We start from the raw sequence: 24,690 nt of genomic DNA, 5'->3' as shown, positions 1-24,690 counted from the left end.
GTCGCCCCCGAAGGCTCAGCCGTGGACGAAGTGCGGCGGGCGCTTGTCCACGAACGCGGACATGCCCTCCTTCTGGTCGGCCGTGGCGAACACCGCGTGGAAGAGGCGGCGTTCGAAGCGGACGCCTTCCGCGAGGGTGGTCTCGAAGGCCCGGTTCACGGCCTCCTTGGCCATCATCGCGACCGGCTTCGACATCCCGGCGACGGTCTCGGCCACGGAGAGGGCCTCGGCGAGCAGCTCCCCGGCGGGGACGATCCGGGAGACGAGCCCGGCACGTTCGGCCTCCTCGGCGCCCATGGTGCGGCCCGTCAGACAGAGTTCCATCGCCTTGGCCTTGCCCACGGCCCGGGTGAGGCGCTGCGATCCGCCGATCCCGGGGATCACGCCGAGCCGGATCTCGGGCTGCCCGAACTTCGCGGTGTCGGCGGCGAGCAGGATGTCGCAGAGCATCGCGAGCTCGCAGCCGCCGCCCAGGGCGTAGCCGGAGACCGCCGCGACCGTGGGCGTCCGTACCTGGCCGAGCCGGTCCCAGGCGGTGAACCAGTCGCTGAGGTACATGTCCATGTAGCCCTGCGGCCGTATCTCCTTGATGTCGGCGCCCGCGGCGAAGGCCTTCGCGGAGCCCGTCAGGACGATGCAGCCGACCTCCGGGTCCCGGTCCAGTTGCTCCGCGGCGGCCACCACCTCGGTCATGACCTGCAGGTTGAGGGCGTTGAGGGCCTCCGGCCGGTTGAGGGTGAGCACGGCCACCCGCCCCTTGCGTTCCAGCAGGATGGTCTCGTAGGCCGTGGGGGCGCTCATGCGGGTGTTCCGTTCTGCGGTCGGAGGGTGCGGACGATGGCCGAGAAGTCCAGGCCGGCGCCCTCCCCCTCGGCGAATGCGGCGTACATGGCGGCTGCCTTGAGGCCCAGGGGGGCGTCCACGCCGCCGGCCCGCAGGGCGTTCGCTGCCAGGGTGAGGTCCTTGGCCATCAGGGGCGCGGCGAAGCCGGGCCGGTACTCGCGGTTGGCGGGGCTGGCCGGAACGGGTCCGGGCACGGGGCAGTTGACGGTGAGCGCCCAGCACTGGCCGGAGGCGGTGGAGGCCACGTCGTAGAGGGCCTGGTGGTCCAGGCCGAGGCTCTCGGCTAGGACGAAGGCCTCGCTGACCCCGATCATCGAGACGGCGAGGATCATGTTGTTGCAGATCTTCGCGGCCTGCCCGGCGCCCGCCGCGCCGCAGTGCACGGCCTTCTTGCCCATGGCGGAGAGCAGGGGCTGCGCCGCCGCGAACTCGGCGGCGCCGCCGCCCGCCATGAAGGTGAGGCTCGCGGCCTGTGCGCCCACCACCCCGCCCGAGACGGGCGCGTCGAGGGACCGGTGGCCGGCCGCCACGGCGGCCTCGTGCGCCGCGCGCGCGTCGGCCACGTCGATGGTGGAGCAGTCGACGAACAGGGTTCCGGGCCGCGCTGCCGCCAGCAGCCCGTCCTCCCGGTACAGGGCGAGGACGTGCCTGCCCGCCGGGAGCATGGTGATCACCACATCGGCGTCGGCGGCCGCCGACGCGGCCGACCCGGCCGGCTCCACCCCCGTCGCCGCGGCGGCGCCCAGGAGCTCCGGCACCAGGTCGAAGCCGAGGACGCGGTAGCCGGCCTTCACCAGGTTGGCCGCCATCGGGCCACCCATGTGGCCCAGTCCGACGAACGCCACGGTACTGCTCACCAGGGCACCTCCTGAGTCGAATCGGTGGCGGCGAGGCGCAGTTCGCGCGCGCCGAGCGGGGCGAAGAACCGTTCCACGTCCGCCGTGCCGACCTCGGCGAGGGTGGGCGGGGTCCAGTGCGGGGTGCGGTCCTTGTCGATCACCTGGGCGCGGATGCCCTCCACCAGGTCGGGGGAGGCCAGAGCCGCGCAGGAGACCCGGTACTCCTGCTCCAGGACCCTTTCCAGCGGGCCCAGATCGCGTGCCCGGCGCAGCGCGGCCAGGGTGACCTTCAGTGCCGTGGGCGATTTCGCCGCCAGGGCGGCCGCGGCCTCCTTTGCGCCGGGGACGCCGGTGGCGAGCAGCCGCCGGACGATCTCCTCGACCGTGTCCGCCGCGTAGCACGCGTCGATCCACGCGCGGGCGGCGGCGAGGTCACCGGGCGGCGGCGTTTGCACCCGCGCGCCGAGGCCCTCGTGTACGGAGGTCCGCGCGAGGTCGGCGGCCAGTGCGGGGAGCTCCGCCGCGGGGACGAAGTGGTCCGCGAGCCCGCACAGCAGGGCGTCGGCCGCCCCGACCGGCGTACCGGTCAGGGCCAGGTGGGTGCCCAGTTCGCCCGGGGCCAGCCCGAGCAGGTAGGTTCCGCCGACGTCGGGGACGAAGCCGATGCCCGTCTCGGGCATGGCGACGCGGGAGCGTTCGGTGACGATCCGGACGCTGCCGTGGGCCGAGACCCCGACGCCGCCGCCCATGACGATGCCGTCCATCAGGGCCACGTACGGCTTGGGGTAGCGGGCGATGCGGGCGTTGAGCCGGTACTCGTCGCGCCAGAAGTCCGCGGAGGCGCTGCCGCCCGTGCGGGCATCCTCGTGGATCGAGCGGATGTCGCCCCCGGCGCACAGGCCGCGTTCACCGGCGCCCTCGATGACGACGGTCTCGACGGCCGGGTCGTGCTGCCAGGCGGTGAGCGCCTCGTCGATGCGGAGCACCATGGCGTGGCTGAGGGCGTTGAGCGCCTTGGGGCGGTTGAGGGTGAGGTACGCGGCGTGGCCCTCGGTGCGCAGCAGGACGTGGTCGCGGTCTTCGTGGGGTGCGTGGGGTGCGTGGGTCATCGCAGGGTCTCCGTGAGTCCGCGGGCGACGATGACCCGCATGATCTCGTTGGTGCCTTCCAGGATCTGATGGACGCGCAGGTCGCGGACGATCTTCTCGATGCCGTATTCGCCGAGGTAGCCGTATCCGCCGTGGAGCTGCAGAGCCCGGTCGGCGACGGTGTAGCCGGTGTCGGTGGCGAAACGCTTGGCCATCGCGCACAGCCGGGGGGCCAGCGGATCGTCCGAGTCGAGGGCCTCGGCGGCCTGCCGGACCAGCGCGCGGGCGGCGGCCAGTTCGGTGGCCATGTCCGCGAGCCTGAACTGCAGCGCCTGGGCGTCCAGGAGCCGCCCTCCGAAGGCCTCGCGGTCGGCGAGGTGGACCAGGCTGCGGTCCAGGGCGCTCTGGGCGCCGCCGAGCGAGCAGGCGGCGATGCCGAGCCGGCCGCCGTTGAGGCCGTTCATGGCGATGCGGAAGCCGTCGCCCTCGGCGCCGAGCCGGCGGTCGGCGGGGATGCGCACGCCGTCGAGGACGACCTGGCGGGTGGGCTGCGCGTTCCAGCCCATCTTGTGCTCGTTGGGGCCGAAGGAGACCCCGGGGTCCTCGCGTGCGACGACGAACGCCGAGATCCCGCCGGGCCCGCTCTCGCCGGTGCGGGCCATGACGATGTAGACCCCGGCGGCCCCGGCGCCGGAGATGAACTGCTTGACGCCGGTCAGCACGTAGTGGTCGCCGTTCCGCTCGGCGCGGGTGCGCAAGGCTCCCGCGTCGGAGCCGGCCCCGGGTTCGGTGAGGCAGTAGCTGCCCAGGGAGTCGGCCGAGCACAGGCCCGGCAGCCAGCGGCGGCGCTGCGCGGCGTCCCCGTAGCGGTCGATCATCCAGGCGACCATGTTGTGGATGGAGAGGTAGCCGGCGATGGACGGGCAGCCGGTGGCCAAGGTCTCGAAGACGAGGACGCCGTCGGCGCGGCCGAGCCCCGAACCGCCGTGCTCCTCCCGCACGTAGACGCCGCCGAGACCGAGGACCGCGGCCCGGCGGATGACCTCGACGGGGAAGTGCTTGTCCCGGTCCCAGGCGACGGCGTACGGGGCCAGGTGCTCCTGGGCGAAGTCGAGGGTGACCTCGGCGAGGGCGAGCTGGTCCTCGGTGAGGGTGGTCACGGCGCTCATCCCATCGTCGGGATCGTGAAGCTCGCGCCCTCCTTGGCCCCGGAGGGCCAGCGCGAGGTGACGGTCTTGGTCCGGGTGTAGAAGCGGATGGAGTCCGGTCCGTGCTGGTTCAGATCCCCGAAACCGGACCGCTTCCAGCCGCCGAAGGTGTGGTACGCCACCGGGACGGGGATCGGCACGTTGACGCCGACCATGCCGGCGCCCACCCGGCGGGTGAAGTCGCGGGCGGTGTCGCCGTCGCGGGTGAAGATCGCGACGCCGTTGCCGTACGGGTGCTCGGTGGGCAGGCGCAGTGCCTCCTCGTAGTCGGCGGCCCGTACGACGGACAGCACCGGCCCGAAGATCTCCTCCCGGTAGATCCGCATCGAGGGGGTGACCCGGTCGAAGAGGGTGGCGCCGGCGAAGTAGCCGTTCTCGTGCCCGGCCAGGGTGAACCCGCGTCCGTCGACGACGAGTTCGGCTCCCTCGGTGGCGCCGATGCCCACGTAGCGGTTGACCCGGTCGAGCGCGTCACGGCTCACCAGCGGCCCGAAGTCTGCCTCGGGGTCGTCGGAGCGGCCGACGCGCAGGGTGGCGATGCGCTCCTTCAGCTTGGCCACCAGCGCGTCCGCGGTCTCCTCGCCGACGGGGACGGCCACGGCGATGGCCATGCAGCGCTCGCCGGCCGACCCGTATCCGGCGCCGATGAGCGCCTCCACGGCCTGGTCGAGATCGGCGTCCGGCATCACGATCATGTGGTTCTTGGCGCCGCCGAAGCACTGGGCGCGCTTGCCGTGGGCGGCGGCGGTGGCGTAGATGTGCGCGGCGATCGGGGTGGAGCCGACGAAGCCGAGGGCCTGCACGCGGGGGTCTTCGAGGAGGGTGTCGACGGCCTCCTTGCCGCCGTTGACCACGTTGAGCACGCCGGGCGGCAGGCCGGCTTCCAGGAAGAGCTCGGCGAGCCGCAGCGGTACGGACGGGTCCCGTTCCGAGGGCTTCAGGATGAAGGAGTTGCCGCAGGCCAGAGCCGGTGCGGCCTGCCACAGCGGGATCATCGCCGGGAAGTTGAAGGGGGTGATCCCGGCGACCACGCCGAGCGGCGCGCGCAGGGAGTGCACGTCGATGCCCGTGCCCGCGTTGTCGGTGAACTCCCCCTTCAGCAGGTGCGGGACGCCGGCGGCGAACTCGACCACCTCCAGGCCGCGTTGCAGGTCACCGTGCGCGTCGGCGACGGTCTTGCCGTGCTCGGCCGACAGCATGCGGGCGAGGGAGTCCCGCTCGCCCTCGACCAGTTGGAGGAAGCGCAGCAGCACGCGCGAGCGGCGCTGCGGGTTCCACTGGCCCCAATCCGCCTGCGCCTCCTCGGCGTTCGCGATGGCCGCCTCGGTGTCGGCGCGCCCGGCGAGCGGGACGCGGGCCTGGACGGTGCCGGTGTTGGGGTCGTACACGTCGGCGAAGAGTCCGGATGTTCCGGTGGTGTGCTTGCCGCCGATGAAATGGGTGAGTTCACGGACCATGGGTGCCTGCTCTCGTCAGGTTGGATCCGGGGATGGCACGGCGGACCGGCGAACGCGCCCGGTGGGGTGCGCCGCTGGGGAAGGCCGTGAGAACTACGAGCGTGCGCAGGTGTGCGCGCGCTCCGCCGGATCACCAGGGTCCTGGGTACAAACCGGTGCCATGCGTGTCTGCTCCATCCTCGTGGACAACACGGAACGTTCCGCGGCCGGTATCCTGACTCCCGGATCACCGCGTGCCGCCCGCCTTCCCGACAGACCTCGTCAGTGGCGTGTGGATGGCAGCACACTCCCCGGTCACAGTGGCGGGACCGTGCCGGTTTCTCACCGGCTTCCCTGCACCGCGGACCTTGTGCGGCGAACATATAGTTGGACGTCCTAGTAAGTCCAGACCCCCCTGCCGCGCGCCGGCGTCCGTCAGCCGTGGGCCGGGGCGGAGTTCCTGGTCACCGGGTACGGGATGAAAGTGCTGCTGTTCTCGTCGACGGCCAGGACCCGGCCGAGCGGCGGGACGGCCCGCTGCGGGCAGTCGAGGCGTTCGCAGAGCCTGCAGCCCATGCCGATGGGCGTGGCCGCCGCCGTGTTGTCGAGGTCGAGCCCGTCGGCGTACACGAGCCGGGAGGCGTGCCGGATCTCGCATCCGAGCCCGATCGCGAAGGTCTTGCCGGGCTCGCCCCAGCCGCCGCGGTGGCGGGTGACGGCGCGGGCGGTCCACAGGAACCGCTGCCCGTCGGGCATGGCGGCGACCTGGACGTGGATGCGACCGGGCGCGGCGAAGGCCTCGTACACGTTCCACAGCGGGCAGGTGCCGCCCGCGCGGGAGAAGTGGAATCCGGTGGCGGACTGCCGCTTGGACATGTTCCCGGCCCGGTCCACCCGGACGAAGGAGAAGGGAACCCCGCGCAGCCTGGGCCGTTGCAGGGTGCTGAGGCGGTGGCAGACCGTCTCGTAGCCGATCCCGAAGTGGTCGGTGAGCCGCTCGATGTCGTAGCGGAACTCCTCCGCGGCGGTGTGGAAGGCCGTGTACGGGAGGATGAGCGCGGCCGCGAAGTAGTTGGCGATGCCGATCCGCGCGAGGGCGTGCACGGGGGAGCCGGGCGGGAAGTCCTCGGTGGCCAGCCGGTCCAGTTCGGCCCCGTACTCGATCAGCGCCAGCTGCGTGGCCATCCGGAACGCCTGCTGGCCCGGCCGCAGCCGGTTCGACAGGTGCAGGACCCGGGCGGTCGCGTCGTAGTGGTGCAGCCGGTCGGAATCCGGGGCGGTCCTGACGCCGTGCCGATCGGACAGCCGGCGGGTCAGGGCGCGGATGACGTCACCGGGGCGGATGCCGATCTCGCGGGCGAGGGCTTCGGCCGCCAGATCGGTCTCGTGCAGGTAGTTCTGCCGCCGGTAGAAGAACTCGCGGATCTCCTCGTGGGGCGAGCGGGGTGCGTCCGTCACCGCGTCCCGGCCGTCGGCGGCGTCGGCGAGGCGCTCGGCCAGGAGCTGGCCGCGCCGGCCCAGGTCCAGCAGGACCGAGGCGACGGCAGGCATCCGGGTGGCCAGTTCGGCCAGGTCGGAGGGGGAGACGCGGGCCTCGGCGACCTCCTTGGCGAGCGCCTCGCGCAGGTCCGCGACCAGGCGGCTGGTGTCGCGCTCCGAGAAGAACCCCGGATCGACCCCGAACGCCTCGGTGAGGCGCAGCAGCACGGGGACGGTCAGCGGCCGGGAGTCGTGCTCCATCTGGTTGAGGTAGCTGGGGGAGATGGCCAGCACCCGTGCCAGGTCGGCCTGGGTCATCCGCCGCTCCTCGCGGAGCCGCCGCAGCCGCGCTCCCGCGTACGTCTTGCTCACCGCACTCCTCCACCGTTGGCATGCGTCAATGCGTCGTCAGGGTACGTGGACCTTCGCCGCCGAGGAGCTTCGCAACCTTGGCAATTTCGGCTCCGAAGATTCGCAAAGCTTGGCAGATGTACTTCCTTGTTGGCACTCGGTGTCAGTGCCAGAGTCGGTCCTGCGGTCAGCCGGACCCGGCAGCCGAGGTGGACTTCCAGGCCCGATTCACGCCCTGATTTCGGTGTCCCCGGCCGTTCCGCCCGGCGGCTCGGCAGCATTGCTCAGCTTCGGCCTGCAGCCGGGTTCGGCGGCCGCATCTCCCGAACAGGCACAGAGTGCCAATGCGCAGCAGTCAATGCCCCGCTCATTGGCAAGACAAGCGACGGATGGAAACGGTGACGGTCATGGCAACGGCGAACACGACGGCGGCGGCCGAGCAGCTCAAGCAGCGGTGGGCCGACGATCCTCGGTGGGCGGGCATCGAGCGCACCTACACGGCCGAGGACGTGGTGCGGCTCTCCGGCAGCGTCCGCGAGGAGCACACCCTGGCCCGGCGCGGCGCCGAACGACTGTGGCGCCAGCTGCACGAACGCGACTACATCCACGCCCTCGGCGCGCTGACCGGCGGTCAGGCCGTCCAGCAGGTCCGGGCCGGCCTCCAGGCCATCTACCTCTCCGGCTGGCAGGTCGCCGCCGACGCCAACCAGGCGGGCCACACCTACCCGGACCAGAGCCTGTACCCGGTCAACTCGGTCCCGCAGGTGGTGCGCCGGATCAACAACGCGCTGCTGCGCGCCGACCAGATCGCCACCGCCGAGGGCGGCACGACCAGTTCGATTGACGGGGGGACCGACTGGCTGGCGCCGATCGTCGCCGACGCCGAGGCCGGCTTCGGCGGCCCGCTCAACGCCTTCGAACTGACCAAGGCGATGATCGCGGCGGGCGCGGCCGGCATCCACTACGAGGACCAGCTCGCCTCCGAGAAGAAGTGCGGCCACCTCGGCGGCAAGGTCCTCGTCCCCACCTCCCAGCACATCCGCACCCTCAACGCGGCCCGCCTCGCCGCCGACATCGCCGACGTCCCCACCCTGGTCATCGCCCGCACGGACGCCCTCGCCGCGAACCTGCTGACCAGCGACGTCGACGAGCGCGACGCGCGGTTCGCCACCGGCGAGCGCACCGCCGAGGGCTTCTACCGGGTGCAGAACGGCATGGCGCCGGTCATCGCCCGCGGCCTCGCCTACGCCCCGTACGCGGACCTGATCTGGGTCGAGACCGGCACCCCGGACCTCGCCCAGGCCCGCGAGTTCGCCGAGGCGATCCACGCGCGGTACCCGGACCAGATGCTCGCCTACAACTGCTCGCCGTCCTTCAACTGGAAGGCGGCGCTGGACGACGACGAGATCGCCAAGTTCCAGCGGGAGCTGGGCGCGATGGGCTACCGCTTCCAGTTCATCACCCTCGCCGGCTTCCACTCCCTCAACCACGGCATGTTCGACCTCGCCCGCGGTTACGCCGAGCAGGGCATGACCGCCTACGTCGACCTCCAGGAGCGCGAGTTCGCCGCCCAGGCGCAGGGCTTCACGGCCGTCAAGCACCAGCGCGAGGTCGGCACCGGCTACTTCGACCTGGTCTCCACCGCCGTCAACCCGGCCTCCTCCACCACCGCGCTCTCCGGCTCCACCGAGGAAGAGCAGTTCCACTAGTCCGCGCCGTCAGTCCTGCCGGCCATGGCCCGCCGGGTGCCCGAGGGACTTCCCCTCGGGCACCCACCGCCCCCGCTGAGGAGAACCGCATGTCCCTCTCGCCTCTGACCAGCAGTGTCCGGGTTCTCGGCGCACCGGGTGAGCGCCACGAGGAGATCCTGACACCCGAGGCCCTGGAGTTCATCGGCCGGCTCGACGCCGCGTTCGCCGACCGCCGCCTGGAGATCCTCAAGGAGCGCCGCCGCCGCTCGGGCCACCTGGCCGGCGGCACCCCGCTCGACTTCCCGCTTGCCACCCGCGCGCTGCGCGAGGACCCCCACTGGCGGGTCGCGCCGCCCGCACCCGGCCTCACCGACCGCAGGGTCGAGATCACCGGCCCGCCGGAGCGCCGGATGGCCGTCAACGCCCTCAACTCCGGCGCCAAGGTCTGGATGGCCGACTTCGAGGACGCCACCGCCCCCACCTGGACCAACATCGTCGGCGGCCAGCTCACCCTGCTCGACGCCGTCGAACGGCGCATCGACTTCACCACCCCCGAGGGCAAGGAGTACCGCCTCGGGACCGACCTCGCGACCGTCATGGTGCGCCCGCGCGGCTGGCACCTGACCGAGGAGCACCTGGAGATCGACGGCCGGCCCGTGTCCGCCTCGCTCGTCGACTTCGGCCTGTACTTCTTCCACTGCGCGCGGCGCCAGATCGACGCCGGGTACGGCCCGTACTTCTACCTCCCCAAGCTGGAGAACCGGTACGAGGCCCGCCTGTGGAACGACGTCTTCCTCCACGCGCAGGAACTCCTCGGCATCCCCCGCGGCACGGTCCGCGCCACCGTCCTCATCGAGACGATCACCGCCGCCTTCGAGATGGAGGAGATCCTCTACGAGCTGCGCGAACACAGCGCGGGACTGAACGCGGGCCGCTGGGACTACCTCTTCAGCCTGATCAAGACCTTCGGCCACCGCACCGACTTCCAGCTGCCCGACCGGGCCAAGGTCACCATGACGGCCCCCTTCATGCGCGCCTACACCGAACTGCTCGTCCGCACCTGTCACCGGCGCGGCGCCCACGCGATCGGCGGCATGGCCGCCCACGTCCCCAGCCGCGACGCGGGGGCCAACGCCGCCGCCCTCGCGAAGGTCCGCCTCGACAAGGAGCGGGAGGCCGAGGACGGCTTCGACGGCTCCTGGGTCGCCCACCCCGGGCTGGTGCCCGTCTGCCGCGAGGTCTTCGACGGAGTCCTGGGCGACCGGCCGCACCAGACCGACCGGATGCGCGAGGACGTCGAGGTCACGGCCGCCGACCTGCTGTCCGTACGCCGGATCGGCATGCCCCCGACCCGGGAGGGCGTCCGCTCGAACGTCGCCGTGGCCCTGCGCTACTTCGACGCCTGGCTGCGCGGCAGCGGCGCCGTCGCCCTGTACGGCCTGATGGAGGACGCCGCGACCGCGGAGATCGCCCGCGTCCAGATCTGGCAGTGGCTGCGCCACGACCGGGTCGACCGGGGGACCGTGACCGACCTCCTGGACGCCGAATGCACGGCGCTGCAGGACGAGGACCCGCAGGCGCTCGCGGCCGAAGCCCGGGAGGTCTTCGTGGACACCGCCCTGTCGGTCCGGCTCCCGGCCTTCTTCACCCCCGAGGCCTACACCCGCCACCTCGTCCGCCGCGCCGACGCGCGGGTGAACGCGTGAGCGCCCCCGTGCGGCCGGCGGCACGCATCCAGCGCGTCGGGGTCGTCGGCGGCGGCCAGATGGGCGCGGGCATCGCCGAGGTGTGCGCCCGCGCCGGGCTCGACACCGTAGTCGCCGAGTCGGACGCCGCCGCCGCCCGGGCCGCCCGGGAGCGTGTCGCCGTCTCCCTGGAACGCGCCGTCCAGCGGGGCAAACTGGACCGGATCTCCGCCGAGGACGCCCTCGCCCGGCTCGTCTTCACCGGCGACCTGGAGGACCTCGCCGACCGCCGGCTCGTCATCGAGGCCGTCACGGAGAACCCCGAGGCCAAGGTGGACGTCTTCACCCGCCTCGACAAGATCGTGGAGGATCCGGAGGCGATCCTCGCCACGAACACCTCCGCGATCCCGGTCATGCGGCTCGGCATGGCCACCGGCCGGGCGGACCGGGTGGTGGGCCTGCACTTCTTCAACCCGGTCCCCGTCCTGCCCCTCGTGGAGGTCGTGTCCTCCCTCCACACCTCGCAGGACACCCTCGCCGTCGTCGAGGCCTTCGCCCGCGACACCCTGGGCAAGACGACCGTCCGCTCCCAGGACCGGGCCGGTTTCGTCGTCAACGCCCTGCTGGTCCCCTACCTCCTCGCCGCCATCCGGATGGCCGAGTCCGGGTTCGCCAGTGCCGAGGACGTGGACGCCGGAATGGAACTGGGCTGCGCCCACCCGATGGGACCGCTCAAGCTCGCCGACCTGATCGGCCTGGACACGGTCGAGGCGATCGCCGAGTCGCTGTACCAGGAGTTCAAGGAACCCCTGTACGCGCCGCCCCCGCTGCTCCGGCGGATGGTGCAGGCGGGTCTGCTCGGCCGCAAGAGCGGCCGCGGGTTCCACACGTACGGCCGGGGCTGAGGGGCCCCGGCAGGTCTCCAGGGCAGAGGGTGCGCCGGAGACGCGGGAAAGCGGCGCGGGTGGGGCGAGTGGTGTCGCCACATCCGCGCCGCACCCGTGCCCCGCGCCCCGTGCCGTGTCCCGTCCCTCCCGTCCGAGGACAGGGACCCGGCGGGCCGCGATCCGCTCAGTGCCCGAAGCCGAACCAGTTGACATTCACGAAGTCGGCGGGCCGGCCGCTGGTGAAGGTCAGGTAGACGTCGTGCGTGCCCGTGACCGCGGTGAGGTTCGCGGGGACGGTGCGCCAGCTCTGCCACCCGCCGGTGCCCGCGATCGAGAAGCTCCCGACCGGCGCCGAGGTCCGGCTGCCGAGCCGTACCTCGACGAGCCCGCTGACCCCGCCGGCCGCGCCGCTCGCCACCCGCCCGTAGAACTGCCTCGCCGGTGTGGAACCGAAGTCGACGCCCCTGAACAGCGCCCAGTCGCCGTTGCCGATCGTCGTGATGTCCTGGCCGCCGCCGGTGTCCGCGGTGGTCTCCTTGACCACGCCCGCCTGGCCGTCGTACGACTCGGCCTGGATCGCGGTGTACGCGTCGCGGTTGCCGGGCGGCGGGGTGGTCGGGGGCGTCGTGGGAGGCGTCGTCGGCGGTGTGGTGGGCGGTGTGGTGGGCGGGGTCGTGCCTCCGGTCGACCGGAGGACGGACACGTAGTCGACGACCATGGGATGGCCGGGCTCGGTGCCCGCGTCGGGACCGCCGCCGAAGGCGTCGGGGAAGCCACCGCCCATGGCCACGTTGAGGATGATGAAGTAGCCGTGGTTCGTGGCGTTGGTCCAGGTGGCCGCGTCCACCTGGTTCGCCCGCACGGTGTGGAAGGTGATGCCGTCGACGGAGAAGCGCATCTCCTCGACCGCGGTCGAGCGGTCCCACTCCACGGCGTAGGTGTGGAAGCCGGCCTGGCAGCTCGTGCCCGGGCACACCTGCTGTCCGCCGATGCCGGACGTCTCGTTGCAGGGGCCGCCGGGGCTCGTGCCGCAGTGCAGGGTGGCCCAGACGGTGTTGATGCCCTGGACGTTCTCCAGGATGTCGATCTCACCGATGCCGGGCCAGTTCCACCAGTTGCCCCGGTAGGGGGTGCCGAGCATCCAGAACGCCGGCCAGTAGCCCTTGGCCGCCGGGCCGGTCACGTTCGGCATCTGGATGCGCGCCTCGGTGCGGAGCGTGCCGCCCGCCGGGGGCTGGAAGTCGTCCCGCCGGGTCTCGATGCGGCCGGACGTCCAGTTGCCGGCGGCGTCCCGCCGCGGCGTGATGCGCAGGTTGCCCGCGCCGTCGAGGGAGACGTTGGACGGGTCGGCGGTCATCGTCTCGATCTCGCCGGTACCGAAGTTGGCGGGTCCGCCCGGGTAGCTGGTGCCGGTGGTGTACTGCCAGTCGGCGGTGTTCACCCCGGATCCGGCGGGTCCGTCGAAGTCGTCCAGGAACACCCGGGACCAGCCGGCCGGTGCGGGGGGAGCCGCGGCGTTCGCGGGCAGGGTGACGCCGGCGGCGGCCGCCGCGACCACGGCGATCGTGCTCAGCGCGGCCAGGACGGCCCGCCGGACCGTGGGTCGCCTACTGCCGGATATCTCACGCATGGATGCCCTCTCTGAAGCGCGGATGGAGCGCGGTGCGGGGGAGGAGCCAAGGGTCGTCGTTCCGAGAGCCACCGTCTTGAGAGCGCTCTCAAGACGGCGGCCGCTGGACACTGTGCTCCGCGCCCTCGCGGGCGTCAAGAGATGGAACCGGGAAAGGGCTTGTGGCGAGAGGGAGTTCAACCAGTGAACGCGGGTCGCCGAGAATCGCCGAGCGCCGCCGCGATCCCGCCGCCGCGATCCCGCCGCCGCGATCCCGCCGCCGGGAACCCGGCGGCGGTGGACGGCGGTTTCACCCGTGCGGCCCAATCCGCCGCGCCTCAACGCTGCGGGCCGAGCACCTCCTCGGCACCGGGGAGGTCGTGGACGGACGCCGCCGTCCCGGTCAGCGGCAGCAGCCCGGCCAGCGGGCACGGCACGGGCGTCGTCTCGTGGTCGACCTCCCACTGGCCGACCACGTTCCCGCCCGCGTGGTCCACGGTGCAGACGGCGTACAGGTGGCCGGAGCAGCCCCGGCAGAGCAGGGACCGGTGGCCGGTCACGGCCGGTCCGGCGGGAGCGCCGGGGCCGCGGGAACGGCGCGGACCGAACTGCGGACCGAACTGCGGCCCGAACCGCGGCCCGAACTCCGCCCGGAGCACGGCGCGGAGGAGCGGACCGCGTTCTTCGCCGGCGTGCCGGGTCCGCCGCGCGCTTGTAGCGTCGGTCGCGACAGGAGTCCTGGTGATCCGACAGGAGTCCCCCGGCCGGTTCGCGCATGCGGAACACGTCCCGTCAGCGCGCCGTGCCATCCGTGTGCCGCCCGCGTTGGCGCCGAACCGGTCCGCCCCTCTCGACGCGACTGGGCGCACGCGCAGCCCCCGTGAGAGAGGCCGTGCCGATGTCGAACGATGTCCCGATAGCGAGCCTGCTGCGTGTGGAGAGGGGCATGGCCGCCCCTGAGGAACTGGCCGCGATCGCAGTCATCATCGCGTGTTACGCCCATCGGACCTCCCGCGACCGTGACCGTGAGCACGACGCCACGAGCGGCGCCGGCTCCGGGTCCGGCCGCCGCCGCACCGTCCGGTCGGACGCCGGCTGCTGGGCAGGCTGCTGGGCCTGCCGCTGAACCCCTTCCGCCGGCCGCACGCACGGCCGGCGGAAGGGGGGACGAGGTGGTCACGCCCGGCGCAGCACCGTCGAGAGGACCTCGTACAGGGTCGCGCGGGGATCGGCCACGGCGCCCTCGGAGCGCCACGCGACGAACCCGTCCGGCCGTACGAGCACGGCGCCCTCGGCGTTCATCCGGTGGACCTCGGTCCAGTCGGCGTCGCCCTCCTGGACCAGGTCCGCGTCCGGACCGGAGCCGATGGTGTAGGCGTCCAGCCGCGCCGGCAGTTCCTCGGCCACCTGCTCCGCGGCCTCCTGCCACGGCGTTCCCGCGCCGCTGAGCAGCACGAACGAGCATTCGTACAGGTCCAGGGTGGAGACCCGCTCACCGGCCCTGGTCAGCCACATGTGCGGGGCCCGGGTCCCGGTGGCGCCGGTCATCTTCAGCGTCTCCGGGATGACGGGCCGCCCGGGCTCGGCGCCCACGAGCGCGCCCTGCGGGTAGCAGTAGCCCATCGCCGTGGTGAGGACACCGCTGCCCGGCCCGCCGCCCATGGTGGGCGGCGGCGCGTACCCGGGGTGGCTGTGTTCCGCCGAACGGGCCGACGCCCGCTCGCTGGTGGCCCGGGCGACCGGCAGCCGCTCGGCCTCGTAGGTGTCGAGCAGCTCCATGCCGGCCGACCCCTCCAGCACCGCGGCGATCTTCCACGCCAGGTTGTGCGCGTCCTGGATGCCCGTGTTGGAGCCGAAGGCGCCGGTGGGGCACATCTCGTGGGCCGCGTCACCGGCCAGGAACACCCGGCCGGCCGAGTACCGTTCGGCCACCCGTTCGGCGGCATGCCACGGCGCCTTGCCGCCGATCTGCACGTCCAGGTCGGGTACGCCGATCGCCTCGCGGATCTGCTTCACGCACCGCTCGTCGGTGAAGTCCTCCAGGGTCTCGCCCTGGTCCGGGTGCCACGGGGCGTGGAAGACCCACTGGGTCTGGTTGTCCACCGGCAGCAGCGCCCCGTCCGCTCCCGGCCGCATCAGGTAGCAGACGATGAAGCGCAGGTCGTCCAGCACCTCGACGAGCCGCTCCGAGCGGAAGGTGACGCTGACGTTGTGGAACAGCTCGCCGTTACCCGTCTGGGGGATCCGGAGGGCTTCCCTGACGGGACTGCGCGGGCCGTCCGCCGCGATCAGGAAGTCGGAGCGCACCGTGACGTGCTCGCCCGTCTTGCGGTCCTTCACCACGGCGTTCACTCCCGTGGCGTCCTGGTCGAAGCTCATCAGTTCGGTGGAGAACCGGATCTCGGCGCCCTGTGCGCGGCTCTGCGCCGCCAGCACCGGCTCGATGTTGTTCTGGCTGCACAGGCACCAGCCGGTCGGGCTGAAGCGGGCCAGCGCCCCGGACGGATCGATCGACTTGATCAGCCAGTTGTGGTCGCTCCTGTCGGTCAGTGAACGGGCTTGCAGAATGCCCTCAATGCCCTCCAGTACGGACGCCGCCTGGCGGATCGCGCGCTCCGCCCCCGCCGTGCGGAAGAGCTCCATGGTCCGGGCGTTGATGCCGCGGCCCCGCGGGTGCGGGGAGGTACCGGAGTGCTTCTCGACCAGCAGGTGCCTCACTCCGTGGCGGCTCAGGAAAAGCGAGGTGGACAGGCCCACGAGGGAGCCGCCCACGACGAGAACCGGTACGCGAACATCGGCGTTGTCTTCCATCAGCTGCGGGCTCCTGTTTTCTGTGTGGGGGAGTGAACTCTTTATGCCCCCGATCCGAGATAAGGCCCGGTTGATTCGCCGGTTGTCACCCGCTTGATCCGGACATGTAGCGGTACGTCGCCACCCGGATGACGATGAGCGACAGCGGCTCCCCTGAGACGCGCCGGCCTGCCGTCCCCTCCGGAGGCGGCCGCCGGCCCCGGGTGGTCGCCACCGGTGACGGACGAGGGGTCCGTACGCGATGGATCTCCACCCCCTCATGAAGGAGTGAGTAGATGACAACCACCCTGTCCGAACGGGTGTCGCAGTCAGCCTTCGACGGCTCCATGCTCCGGGTCGTCCTGCTGATGGATCTCCACGAGGGGACCCAGCAGAGGTTCTTCGAGGCGTACGAGCAGCTCCGCCACGACATCGCGTCGGTCCCGGGCCACATCAGCGATCAGCTGTGCCAGTCCTTCGAGGACCCTTCGCAGTGGCTCATCACCAGTGAGTGGGAAAGCGCCCCGCAATACCTCGCGTGGGTCAACAGCGAGCACCACGCCGAACAGGTGAAGCCGCTGGGCGCGTGCGCCCGCACCATGCGCCCGCTCAAGTTCACCGTCCTGCGCGAGACCGGCCGGGGCTACGACCAGGCGGCCCGCCCCGTCACGGCGCGCCTCCAGTCCAACCCGCGCCTGGGCGCCGGCATCGTGCGCCACGCCCTCACCTTCACGGTCAAGCCGGGCAGCGAGAAGCAGGTGGCGGGCATCCTCTCCAGCTACGCCTCCCCGGCGGCCCGTGTCGACGACCACACCCGCCTGTGCCGCACGTCGCTCTTCATGCACGGCAACCGGGTCGTACGGACGGTCGAGGTCCAGGGCGACCTGGTCACGGCCCTGCGGCACGTCTCCGAGCAGCCCGAGGTACGCGCGGTCGAGGAGGCCATCAACCCCTACCTCGAACAGGACCGGAACCTGAACGACCCCGAGTCCGCCCGGATGTTCTTCATGCGCGCCGCGCTCCCGGCGGTCCACCACATCACCGCACCGGAGCCCGAATCCGCCGACGTGCAGCGGCACGCGCTCTTCTACCAGGCCAAGCCCGGCCTGGGGACGGCCCTCGCCAAGTTCCTCGCCCGGCAGGACGAGGCGGCCGCACACCGCCCGGCGAGCCCCGTTCGGAGCAGCAGCATCTTCCAGCGCGACGACATCGTCGTCCGCCTCATCGACGTGCGCGGCCCGCTCGACGCCGAGCCCGAGACCACCTTCGGCGTCTTCGGGCCGCGCAAGGCGGCGGTGCTCGACCGGCTGACGGTCCCGGCCGACGGGCGGGTCCGCGCCCCGCACCACACCATGAACCTGATCACCGACCGCCGGGCCCCCGCGCAGTCCTGATCCTCCCGGTCCACCCGTCCGGACCCGGTCCACCCGTCCGGACCCATCCCCGTCCCCTCCCCGTTCCACCCCCCGTCCCATCCCCGCATCCGCGTCCAGGCTCTGCCCACACGCCAGGAGGAACCCGCCATGACCAGACAGCGCCCACGCATCGTGGACCTCAGCGAGACGCCGCCGAACCGCCGGCGCGGCGGTGACCTGAGGGCGGTGCTCACCCCGACCTCCGTGGGTTCCACCAGCGGCTTCATGGGCCTGGCTCTCATGGCCCCCGGGGAGTCGATCGCCGAGCACTACCACCCGTACTCCGAGGAGTTCGTGTACGTGGTCAGCGGCCGGCTGGAGGTCGACCTCGACGGCGAGACCCACCCGCTGCGCACCGACCAGGGGCTGTTGGTCCCCCTCAACGTGCGCCACCGGTTCCGCAACGTCGGGGACACCGAGGCCCGCATGGTCTTCCACCTCGGCCCGCTCGCCCCGCGCCCCGAACTCGGGCACGTCGACACCGAGCAGGCCCCGCACCCGGAGGGCACCGCCTGGGAGCAGCCGCCGGACCGTACGGGGGTGGGCTCGTGAACCGCCGGCGGGTGGCCGTCACCGGAGTCGGAGTCGTCGCACCCGGCGGTATCGGCGTCCGCGACTTCTGGGACCTGCTGTCCAACGGCCGGACGGCGACACGGGCCATCAGCCTTTTCGACCCGACGGGATTCCGCTCCCGGATAGCCGCGGAGGTCGACTTCGACCCCGCCGCGCACGGCCTCGGCGAGGGCGAAGCGGCCCGGGCGGACCGGTACATCCAGTTCGCCCTGGTCGCCGCCCGTGAGGCCATCCGCGACGCGGGCCTCGACCTCACCACGGACGAGGCCTGGCGGACCGGCGTGTCCCTCGGCACGGCCGTCGGCGGAACCACCCGGCTGGAGCACGACTACGTCGCCGTGAGCCAGTCCGGCGCCTGGTGGGACGTGGACGAGAAGCGCGCCGGGCCCCACCTGCACCGGGCGTTCACGCCCGCCACCCTCGCCTCCGCCGTCGCGGAGGAGACGGGTGCACGCGGCCCGGTCCAGACGGTCTCCACCGGCTGCACCTCCGGACTCGACGCCATCGGGTACGCCGTCCACTCCATCGCGGAGGGCCGGATGGACGTGTGCATCGCGGGCGCGTCCGACTCACCCATATCGCCGATCACCGTGGCCTGCTTCGACGCCATCAAGGCCACCTCGCCGAACAACGACGACCCGGCCCACGCCTCCCGGCCGTTCGACGCCGACCGGGACGGGTTCGTCCTCGGCGAAGGCGGCGCCGTCCTCGTTCTCGAAGAGCTGGAACACGCCCGCGCCCGCGGTGCGACCGTCTACTGCGAGATCGGCGGCTACGCCACCTTCGGCAACGCCCACCACATGACCGGGCTGACCGCCGAGGGCCTGGAGATGGCCCGGGCCATCGAAACCGCCCTCGCCCAGGCCGGGATCCGCGCCGACGAGATCGACTACGTCAACGCGCACGGTTCCGGTACCAAGCAGAACGACCGCCACGAGACGGCGGCGGTCAAGCGGGTCCTGGGCGACCACGCGTACAAGACGCCGATGACCTCCATCAAATCCATGGTGGGTCACTCCCTCGGCGCCATCGGAGCGATCGAACTCGCGGCCTGCGTACTCGCCATGACCCACCAGGTGGTACCGCCGACCGCGAACTACGAGACGCCCGACCCCGAGTGCGACCTGGACTACGTGCCCCGCGTCGCCCGAGGCCGGAAACTGCGCAGCGTGCTCTCCGTGGGCAGCGGCTTCGGCGGCTTCCAGTCCGCCGTCGTCATGACCCGGCCGAAGGAGGAGGTCTCGTGACCAGCCGTACGGTCATCACGGGCATCGGGGTCATCGCGCCCAACGGCGTGGGCGCCGACGCCTTCTGGAAGGCGACCCAGTCCGGCGCCAGCGTGCTGGACCGCGTCACCAGGGCCGGGTGCGAGCACCTGCCGCTGCGCGTCGCGGGCGAGGTCCGGGGCTTCGATCCGGCCGCCATGGTCGAGGACCGCTTCCTCGTCCAGACCGACCGCTTCACCCACCACGCCCTGGCCGCGGCCGACCTGGCCCTGGTGGACGCCCGGCTCGGCCGGGCCGACTACGAGGGCGATCCCTTCTCCGTGGGCGTCGTCACCGCCGCCGGCTCCGGCGGCGGCGAGTTCGGCCAGCGCGAACTGCAGCACCTCTGGGAGCAGGGACCGCGGTTCGTGGGCCCGTACCAGTCGATCGCCTGGTTCTACGCGGCGAGCACCGGCCAGATCTCCATCCGGCGCGGGCTCAAGGGCCCCTGCGGTGTCGTGTGCAGCGACGAGGCGGGCGGACTGGACGCCTTCGCGCACGCCGCCCGGGCGATCCGCCAGGGCAGCCGGGCCATGCTGGTCGGGGCCACGGAGGCACCCCTCGCGCCGTACTCCATCGTCTGCCAGCTGGAGTACGAGGGACTGAGCACCCTGGACGACCCGGAGCGCGCCTACCGGCCGTTCACCGCGAAGGCCTGCGGGTTCGTCCCCGCCGAGGGCGGCGCGATGTTCGTCGTCGAGGACGAGGAGGAGGTCCGCCGCCGCGGGGCCACCGTCCGCGCGGTCCTGGCCGGCCACGCCGCGACCTTCACCGGCACCCGGCGACGGGAGGAGTCCGGCGAGGGGCTGGCCCACGCCATCCGCGGCGCCCTCCGGGAAGCCGGATGCGCCCCCGAGGAGGTCGACGTGGTCTTCGCCGACGCCCTCGGGACCCCGGAGGCCGACGCGGCGGAGGCGGCCGCCATCGCCGACGCCCTTGGCGGACACGGACGGAAGGTACCGGTCACGGCGCCCAAGTCCGGTACCGGCAGGGCCTACTGCGCGGCGCCCGCCCTCGACACGGCGGCCGCGGTCCTGGCCCTGGAGCACGGCGTTATCCCGCCGACCCCGAACGTCTACGACGTGTGCCACGACCTCGACGTGGTGACCGGCAGCGCCCGCCCCGCGGAGCTGCGCACCGCGCTCGTCCTCAGCCGCGGCCGGATGGGATCGAACTCCGCGCTCGTCCTCCGCAAAGGCTCCCCGGCGACCACGTAGTCGGAGTGGTCCGGCGGGACCCGTGCAGTCCCCTCACAGGAAGAGAGACCCCGCATGTCCGACCGACTGACCCTGGAGGAGCTGGCGGTGCTGATGAAGACCGCCGGCATCACCGTCGACCCCGCCGACATGGCGCGACGACCGGACTCGGCGTTCGACGAGTACGGCCTCGATTCGCTGGGCCTGCTCGGCATCGTCGGCGAACTGGAGAACCGGCGCGGGCGGGCACTGCCCACCGAAGCCGACCGCTGCAAGACCCCCGGGGAATTCCTCGACCTCGTCAACAACAGCCTGATGACCGGAGCCTGAGATGCCAGGACACACCGAGAACGAGATCACCGTCAACGCGCCCGTGGACGTCGTGTGGGAGATGACCAACGACCTCCCGAGCTGGCCGCAGCTGTTCAGCGAGTACGCGTCGCTGGAGATCCTCGAACAGGAGGGCGACACCACCCGGTTCCGCCTGACGATGCACCCCGACGAGAACGGCAAGGTGTGGAGCTGGGTCTCGGAGCGCACCGTCGACCGCAAGACCCTCTCGGTCCGGGCCCGGCGGGTGGAGACCGGCCCGTTCGCGCACATGGACATCCACTGGCAGTACTTCAAGGTGCCCGGCGGCACCCGGATGAAGTGGACCCAAGACTTCGCGATGAAGCCCGACGCACCCGTCGACGACGTGTGGATGACCGACAACATCAACCGCAACTCCCCGATCCAGATGGCGCTCATCCGGGACAAGATCGAGCAGCGCGAGCGCGAGAACCGCACTCCCGCCGTCAGCCGTCTCTGAAGCGAAAGGCAACCACCCGGATGAACCAGATGCACCGCGCCCTCATCGTCGCCCGCATGGCGCCGGGATCGGCGCCCGACATCGCCGAGCTCTTCGCGAGCTCGGACGCGGGCGAACTGCCGCACCTGGTAGGGGTCTCGCGCCGCAGCCTGTTCCAGTTCGGCGACGTCTACATGCACCTGATCGAGGCGGACCGGCCGCCCGGCCCGGCCATCGCGAAGGTCACCGGCCACCCGGAGTTCCGGGACCTCAGCGACCGGCTCACCGCCTACGTCAGCCCGCACAACCCGGAGACCTGGCGCAGCCCGAAGGACGCCATGGCCCACGAGTTCTACCGCTGGGAGAACCCCGGCGCGAAGTGACCCGCGGCCCGGACGGGACCCGCACACCGGAGTGTGCGGGTCCCGCCGCGCGTGCCGAGGACCCCGCAGCAGGTGCCCGAGAGCGCAGAGAACCGAGAACAGAGCGCAGAGAGCAGGAGACCGGCATGAACCCGACAGACAACGACCGCTTCCCGGCGGATCCGGCCCGTCCGCACGACGACGAGCACGCCCAGACCTCCCTGCGCGTGCTCGTCCTGTCCGGCTCCTCCCGCACCGGCTCGGTCAACGCCCGGCTCGCGGCACTGGTCGCCGCCCAGGTGGGCCGGGCCGGCGCCGTCGCGGAAGCCGCCACGCTCGGTGACTTCCCGATGTCGTCGTACGACGGGGACGCGGAGGCCGACGAGGGGCTGCCGAAGGCCGCCCTGGACCTCTGCCGGCGGATCGAGGACGCGCAGGCGCTGATCATCTCCTCGCCCGAGTACAACGCCTCCGTCCCGGGCGCGCTGAAGAACGCCATCGACTGGGTCTCCCGCTACAGCCCGCAGCCCTTCAAGGACAAGCAGACGCTGCTGGTGTCCGCCTCGCCCTCGATGGTCGGCGGCAACCGCGGCCTCTGGGCCCTGCGCGTACCGCTGGAACACCTCGGCGCCCGCGTCTACCCCGACATGTTCAGCCTCGCCAACGCCCACCACGCGTTCACCGAGGAGAGCGCACTCGCCGACCGGGAACTCGACGAACGGCTCAACGCGACGATCGGCTCCTTCCTCGACCTCGTCGAGGCCGACACCCGCTACCTGTGCCTGCAGCGCCGCTGGTACGAGTTCCTGGGCGACCGCACCGACGCCCCGGTGACCTCCCGCGCCCAGGACTGATCATCATCGGCCACAGGGCGTGAGCTATGTTGGAGCGCGAGTGACGTGAGAAGGAGGCCCTCCGGTGTCATCGGGGCAGCGGGCACGCGCGCAGGCGGCTGCGATCACGCCGAGCGGCCAGCCGAGCGGTCAGTCGTCCGAAGAGGTCCGCCCTCCGGCCGACCGGCTCCTCGCGCTCTTCGACGGCCGCCGCCTGTCACCGGGCCAGCGCCGCATCGCCCAGTACCTGATCGACCACCTCACCGAGGCCGCGTTCCTCTCGATCACCGAGCTCGCCGAACGGGTGGGCGTGAGCCAGCCCTCCGTCACCCGGTTCGCCGCCTCCCTCGGATTCAGCGGCTACCCCGCCCTGCGCGACGTGCTCCAGCCGATCGCGCTGAGCGCGGTCGCCGGCGCCACGGACACCCGCGAGCAGATCCGCCGCAATGAGCTCCAGGCGGCCGTCGACGCGGAGATCGAGAACCTGGAGAACGTGCGCCGGCTGCTCGCCGACACCAACCAGGTGCTGGACATCGGCCGCGAACTGGCCGCCTCGGTGCCGCTGACCATCCTCGGCCTGCGGATCTCGGTCTCCCTGGCGGAGTACTTCGCCTACGCCGCCCGGCGCATCCACCCCGACGTTCGGCTGGTGACGCGCGGCGGCAGCGTCGCCTTCGACGCGCTGCTCCAGTCCAGGGCGGCCGGCGGCACCTGGGTCCTGGCCTTCGCCATGCCGCGGCACGCCAAGGAGACCCTGGCCGCCATCCGGGCCGCCCGGAGCACGGGGCTGCGTGTGGTCCTGATCACGGATACCACCCTGGGGCCGCTGGTGGACGAGGCGGACGTGGCCCTGACGGCGGGGACGGGGTCCCGCCTGGTGTTCGACTCGTACGCGGCGCCCGGGATGCTGTCCGCGGCCCTGCTGCAGGCGATGGCCGACGCGGACCCCGAGCGGACGCAGGCGCGCCTGGAGGACTACGAGCACGTGGCCGATCAGCACGGCTTCTTCCTCTAGGGCATTCCAGTCGACTCCACCAGGGGATATTCAGCCGTCGAGGTGCATGAAATTTTTCATACTCTTGCTTACTCGACGGTATATATGTTTACTGACGACGGCGCTCCTGATCCACCAGATGCCAAGGAGGACGTCCCCACGTCCTTCCGAACGTACGCGCGGCACGACGAACCTCCTCACGTCGCGACCGCGTGTCGAGTCCAGGCTTTCGGATCCTGCAGAGCGCCCATGGCGGCCTCGGTCAACCCCTGGGCCGAGGCCGCCCCCAGAACGTCTCGATCAGAGCTTCGACACCACTCGGAAGTGACGAGAATGCCCCAGACGGCCACGTTTACGCTCAGCCCGGACTGGCCCATGCAGGTCAAGGCGCCCGGGACGCACGACTGGGAACGCACGGCCACGCGCTGGCTGCGGGACCTCCTCCCGGCCCGCTACGGCGGCTACCTCACCCTGACCCGCCACCACGCGCTCCTGGCCCGGCACGTCCAGCTCCAGCTGCAGCACGAGATGCGCGCCGTGCGGACGGCCCTGCAGACCAGCCGCGCGGAACTGCCGACGATGGGCATAGCCGAATCGGTCATCGAGAACTCGATCAAGATGTACGCGGTGGAGCTGGAGCAGCTCAGCCGCCTCGCCCGCGGCGCGCGGCTCGTCTCCGACGCGCTCCTCGTGGGCACCCCGGCCCAGCGCCGGCGCTGAGGGCGCGGACGGGCCTGGGCGGCGGGTCCGTACGACGGCCCGTACGACGGGCCCGGACCGGTCCGGCTCGGTCGGGTCCTAGGCGGGTTGCCAGGAGCGGAGCCGGGCGGCCACGCCGAAGACGTTCACGCGCAGCATGCGGATGTCGGTGATGAGGTCGCGCCACTGCTCGTACGAGGCCTCCACCGCCTTGCCGGAGGCCTCGATGTACGCGACGGCCACCCCGTAGGCGAAGTACTCGTTCGAGTCGGGGAGCGGCCGCAGCAGGACGATCGCGTCGAGCAGGGCGGCCGCACGCCAGTAGGCGTCGGGGTCGTCCACTTCCAGGCTGGGCGTGTTCACCCGGTGCCGGGCGACGGCGGCGACCAGGGCGGAGTGGTCGGCCACCTCCACGTCCTTGAACAGCGCCTCCTGCCGCTCCAACAGCCAGCGGTGATCGATGTGCAGTTCCACGCGTCCGAGTATCCCCGCCCGAGGCCCGGCCGCGGGGCGTTTCGCCCCGGGTGGGGATCCGCGCGGAACGTACGCCTCGGGCGGCACGGGGGGCCAGGGGCGGTTCGGCCCGTCCCGGAACCAAGCCGCAAGAGGGCAGGGCGAGTTGGATCCGGGGCCGCGAGAAGGACCCCCGGGCGGCGC

Annotated in this window: 24 protein-coding genes and 1 riboswitch; of the genes, 14 read left to right on the top strand and 10 right to left on the bottom strand. The window is 72.1% G+C overall.

Features of this window, described 5'->3' with window-relative positions; all coding sequences use genetic code 11:
- Nucleotides 1–15: 15 nt before the first annotated feature.
- The 6 genes from OG534_RS02340 to OG534_RS02315 form a co-directional block, all read right to left on the bottom strand.
- Entirely contained in the window at nucleotides 16–801 is a 786-nt protein-coding gene (locus OG534_RS02340) for an enoyl-CoA hydratase (RefSeq protein ID WP_326586388.1), read from the bottom strand.
- Nucleotides 798–1,700: a 3-hydroxyisobutyrate dehydrogenase gene (gene mmsB, locus OG534_RS02335; protein ID WP_326586387.1), complete on the bottom strand. Its 903-nt coding sequence runs from the start codon at nucleotides 1,698–1,700 to the stop codon at nucleotides 798–800. The genes OG534_RS02340 and mmsB overlap by 4 nt, the downstream gene beginning before the upstream one ends.
- A complete protein-coding gene (locus tag OG534_RS02330) occupies nucleotides 1,697–2,791 on the bottom strand; it encodes an enoyl-CoA hydratase/isomerase family protein (RefSeq protein WP_326586386.1) in 1,095 nt (364 codons plus the stop codon). The genes mmsB and OG534_RS02330 overlap by 4 nt, the downstream gene beginning before the upstream one ends.
- Entirely contained in the window at nucleotides 2,788–3,939 is a 1,152-nt protein-coding gene (locus tag OG534_RS02325; RefSeq protein WP_326586385.1) for an acyl-CoA dehydrogenase family protein, read from the bottom strand. The genes OG534_RS02330 and OG534_RS02325 overlap by 4 nt, the downstream gene beginning before the upstream one ends.
- Complete coding sequence (locus OG534_RS02320) at nucleotides 3,936–5,435, bottom strand: CoA-acylating methylmalonate-semialdehyde dehydrogenase (RefSeq protein WP_326586384.1); 1,500 nt, start codon at nucleotides 5,433–5,435, stop codon at nucleotides 3,936–3,938. Before OG534_RS02320 ends, OG534_RS02325 begins: the two co-directional genes overlap by 4 nt.
- A 187-nt stretch (nucleotides 5,436–5,622) precedes the next feature.
- Nucleotides 5,623–5,793: riboswitch (cobalamin riboswitch) on the bottom strand.
- 56 nt (nucleotides 5,794–5,849) lie between these two features.
- Nucleotides 5,850–7,265: a short-chain fatty acyl-CoA regulator family protein gene (locus OG534_RS02315; protein ID WP_326586383.1), complete on the bottom strand. Its 1,416-nt coding sequence runs from the start codon at nucleotides 7,263–7,265 to the stop codon at nucleotides 5,850–5,852.
- 386 nt (nucleotides 7,266–7,651) lie between these two features.
- Here OG534_RS02315 and aceA point away from each other — a divergent pair, with 386 nt between their 5' ends.
- The 3 genes from aceA (at nucleotide 7,652) to OG534_RS02300 (ending at nucleotide 11,525) form a co-directional block, all read left to right on the top strand.
- Nucleotides 7,652–8,953 carry an isocitrate lyase gene (aceA, locus tag OG534_RS02310; RefSeq protein ID WP_326586382.1) on the top strand — a complete coding sequence of 434 codons (1,302 nt, stop codon included), beginning with the start codon at nucleotides 7,652–7,654 and terminating at the stop codon, nucleotides 8,951–8,953.
- A gap of 89 nt (nucleotides 8,954–9,042) precedes the next feature.
- Nucleotides 9,043–10,641 (top strand): malate synthase A, encoded by a 1,599-nt coding sequence (gene aceB / locus OG534_RS02305; protein ID WP_326586381.1) that lies wholly within the window; start codon nucleotides 9,043–9,045, stop codon nucleotides 10,639–10,641.
- Entirely contained in the window at nucleotides 10,638–11,525 is an 888-nt protein-coding gene (locus OG534_RS02300; RefSeq protein WP_326586380.1) for a 3-hydroxybutyryl-CoA dehydrogenase, read from the top strand. The genes aceB and OG534_RS02300 overlap by 4 nt, the downstream gene beginning before the upstream one ends.
- Before the next feature lie 166 nt (nucleotides 11,526–11,691).
- Here the strand turns inward: OG534_RS02300 and OG534_RS02295 are convergent, their stop codons facing one another.
- A complete protein-coding gene (locus tag OG534_RS02295; protein ID WP_326586379.1) occupies nucleotides 11,692–13,137 on the bottom strand; it encodes a glycoside hydrolase family 16 protein in 1,446 nt (481 codons plus the stop codon).
- Between the two features lie 317 nt (nucleotides 13,138–13,454).
- Nucleotides 13,455–13,775: a hypothetical protein gene (locus tag OG534_RS02290; protein WP_326586378.1), complete on the bottom strand. Its 321-nt coding sequence runs from the start codon at nucleotides 13,773–13,775 to the stop codon at nucleotides 13,455–13,457.
- A gap of 116 nt (nucleotides 13,776–13,891) precedes the next feature.
- On the opposite strand from OG534_RS02290, the gene OG534_RS02285 reads away from it, so the two are divergent.
- On the top strand, nucleotides 13,892–14,242 hold the full coding sequence (locus tag OG534_RS02285; protein ID WP_326586377.1) for an acyl-CoA carboxylase epsilon subunit: 351 nt from the start codon (nucleotides 13,892–13,894) through the stop codon (nucleotides 14,240–14,242).
- Nucleotides 14,243–14,292: 50 nt separating this feature from the next.
- Here OG534_RS02285 and OG534_RS02280 read toward each other — a convergent pair whose 3' ends face one another.
- Nucleotides 14,293–15,927 (bottom strand): FAD-dependent oxidoreductase, encoded by a 1,635-nt coding sequence (locus OG534_RS02280; RefSeq protein ID WP_326586376.1) that lies wholly within the window; start codon nucleotides 15,925–15,927, stop codon nucleotides 14,293–14,295.
- Between the two features lie 275 nt (nucleotides 15,928–16,202).
- Here OG534_RS02280 and OG534_RS02275 point away from each other — a divergent pair, with 275 nt between their 5' ends.
- The 10 genes from OG534_RS02275 to OG534_RS02230 all read left to right on the top strand — a co-directional run bounded on the left by OG534_RS02275 (nucleotide 16,203) and on the right by OG534_RS02230 (nucleotide 24,054).
- On the top strand, nucleotides 16,203–17,300 hold the full coding sequence (locus OG534_RS02275; protein WP_326586375.1) for a SchA/CurD-like domain-containing protein: 1,098 nt from the start codon (nucleotides 16,203–16,205) through the stop codon (nucleotides 17,298–17,300).
- 129 nt (nucleotides 17,301–17,429) lie between these two features.
- Complete coding sequence (locus OG534_RS02270) at nucleotides 17,430–17,873, top strand: cupin domain-containing protein (RefSeq protein WP_326586374.1); 444 nt, start codon at nucleotides 17,430–17,432, stop codon at nucleotides 17,871–17,873.
- On the top strand, nucleotides 17,870–19,141 hold the full coding sequence (locus tag OG534_RS02265; RefSeq protein ID WP_326586373.1) for a beta-ketoacyl-[acyl-carrier-protein] synthase family protein: 1,272 nt from the start codon (nucleotides 17,870–17,872) through the stop codon (nucleotides 19,139–19,141). The genes OG534_RS02270 and OG534_RS02265 overlap by 4 nt, the downstream gene beginning before the upstream one ends.
- Nucleotides 19,138–20,376: a beta-ketoacyl synthase N-terminal-like domain-containing protein gene (locus OG534_RS02260; protein WP_326586372.1), complete on the top strand. Its 1,239-nt coding sequence runs from the start codon at nucleotides 19,138–19,140 to the stop codon at nucleotides 20,374–20,376. The genes OG534_RS02265 and OG534_RS02260 overlap by 4 nt, the downstream gene beginning before the upstream one ends.
- Nucleotides 20,377–20,430: 54 nt before the next feature.
- Nucleotides 20,431–20,685: an acyl carrier protein gene (locus OG534_RS02255; RefSeq protein WP_326586371.1), complete on the top strand. Its 255-nt coding sequence runs from the start codon at nucleotides 20,431–20,433 to the stop codon at nucleotides 20,683–20,685.
- A gap of 1 nt (nucleotide 20,686) precedes the next feature.
- A complete protein-coding gene (locus tag OG534_RS02250) occupies nucleotides 20,687–21,166 on the top strand; it encodes an SRPBCC family protein (RefSeq protein ID WP_326586370.1) in 480 nt (159 codons plus the stop codon).
- A gap of 29 nt (nucleotides 21,167–21,195) precedes the next feature.
- Nucleotides 21,196–21,528 carry a TcmI family type II polyketide cyclase gene (locus OG534_RS02245; RefSeq protein WP_326593423.1) on the top strand — a complete coding sequence of 111 codons (333 nt, stop codon included), beginning with the start codon at nucleotides 21,196–21,198 and terminating at the stop codon, nucleotides 21,526–21,528.
- Nucleotides 21,529–21,653: 125 nt separating this feature from the next.
- Entirely contained in the window at nucleotides 21,654–22,361 is a 708-nt protein-coding gene (locus tag OG534_RS02240) for an NADPH-dependent FMN reductase (protein ID WP_326586369.1), read from the top strand.
- Between the two features lie 64 nt (nucleotides 22,362–22,425).
- Nucleotides 22,426–23,355 carry a MurR/RpiR family transcriptional regulator gene (locus OG534_RS02235; RefSeq protein WP_326586368.1) on the top strand — a complete coding sequence of 310 codons (930 nt, stop codon included), beginning with the start codon at nucleotides 22,426–22,428 and terminating at the stop codon, nucleotides 23,353–23,355.
- 312 nt (nucleotides 23,356–23,667) lie between these two features.
- Nucleotides 23,668–24,054 carry a hypothetical protein gene (locus OG534_RS02230; RefSeq protein ID WP_326593422.1) on the top strand — a complete coding sequence of 129 codons (387 nt, stop codon included), beginning with the start codon at nucleotides 23,668–23,670 and terminating at the stop codon, nucleotides 24,052–24,054.
- 78 nt (nucleotides 24,055–24,132) lie between these two features.
- On the opposite strand, the gene OG534_RS02225 is transcribed toward OG534_RS02230, so the two are convergent.
- Nucleotides 24,133–24,507, bottom strand: a complete 375-nt coding sequence (locus OG534_RS02225; protein WP_326586367.1) for a toxin Doc — start codon at nucleotides 24,505–24,507, stop codon at nucleotides 24,133–24,135.
- Nucleotides 24,508–24,690 lie beyond the last annotated feature (183 nt).

It is taken from the genome of Streptomyces sp. NBC_01294 (genome assembly GCF_035917235.1).
Lineage (GTDB): Bacteria > Actinomycetota > Actinomycetes > Streptomycetales > Streptomycetaceae > Streptomyces > Streptomyces caledonius.
Note: the sequence above shows the minus strand (reverse complement) of the source record. Positions and strands in the feature narration are given on the sequence as shown.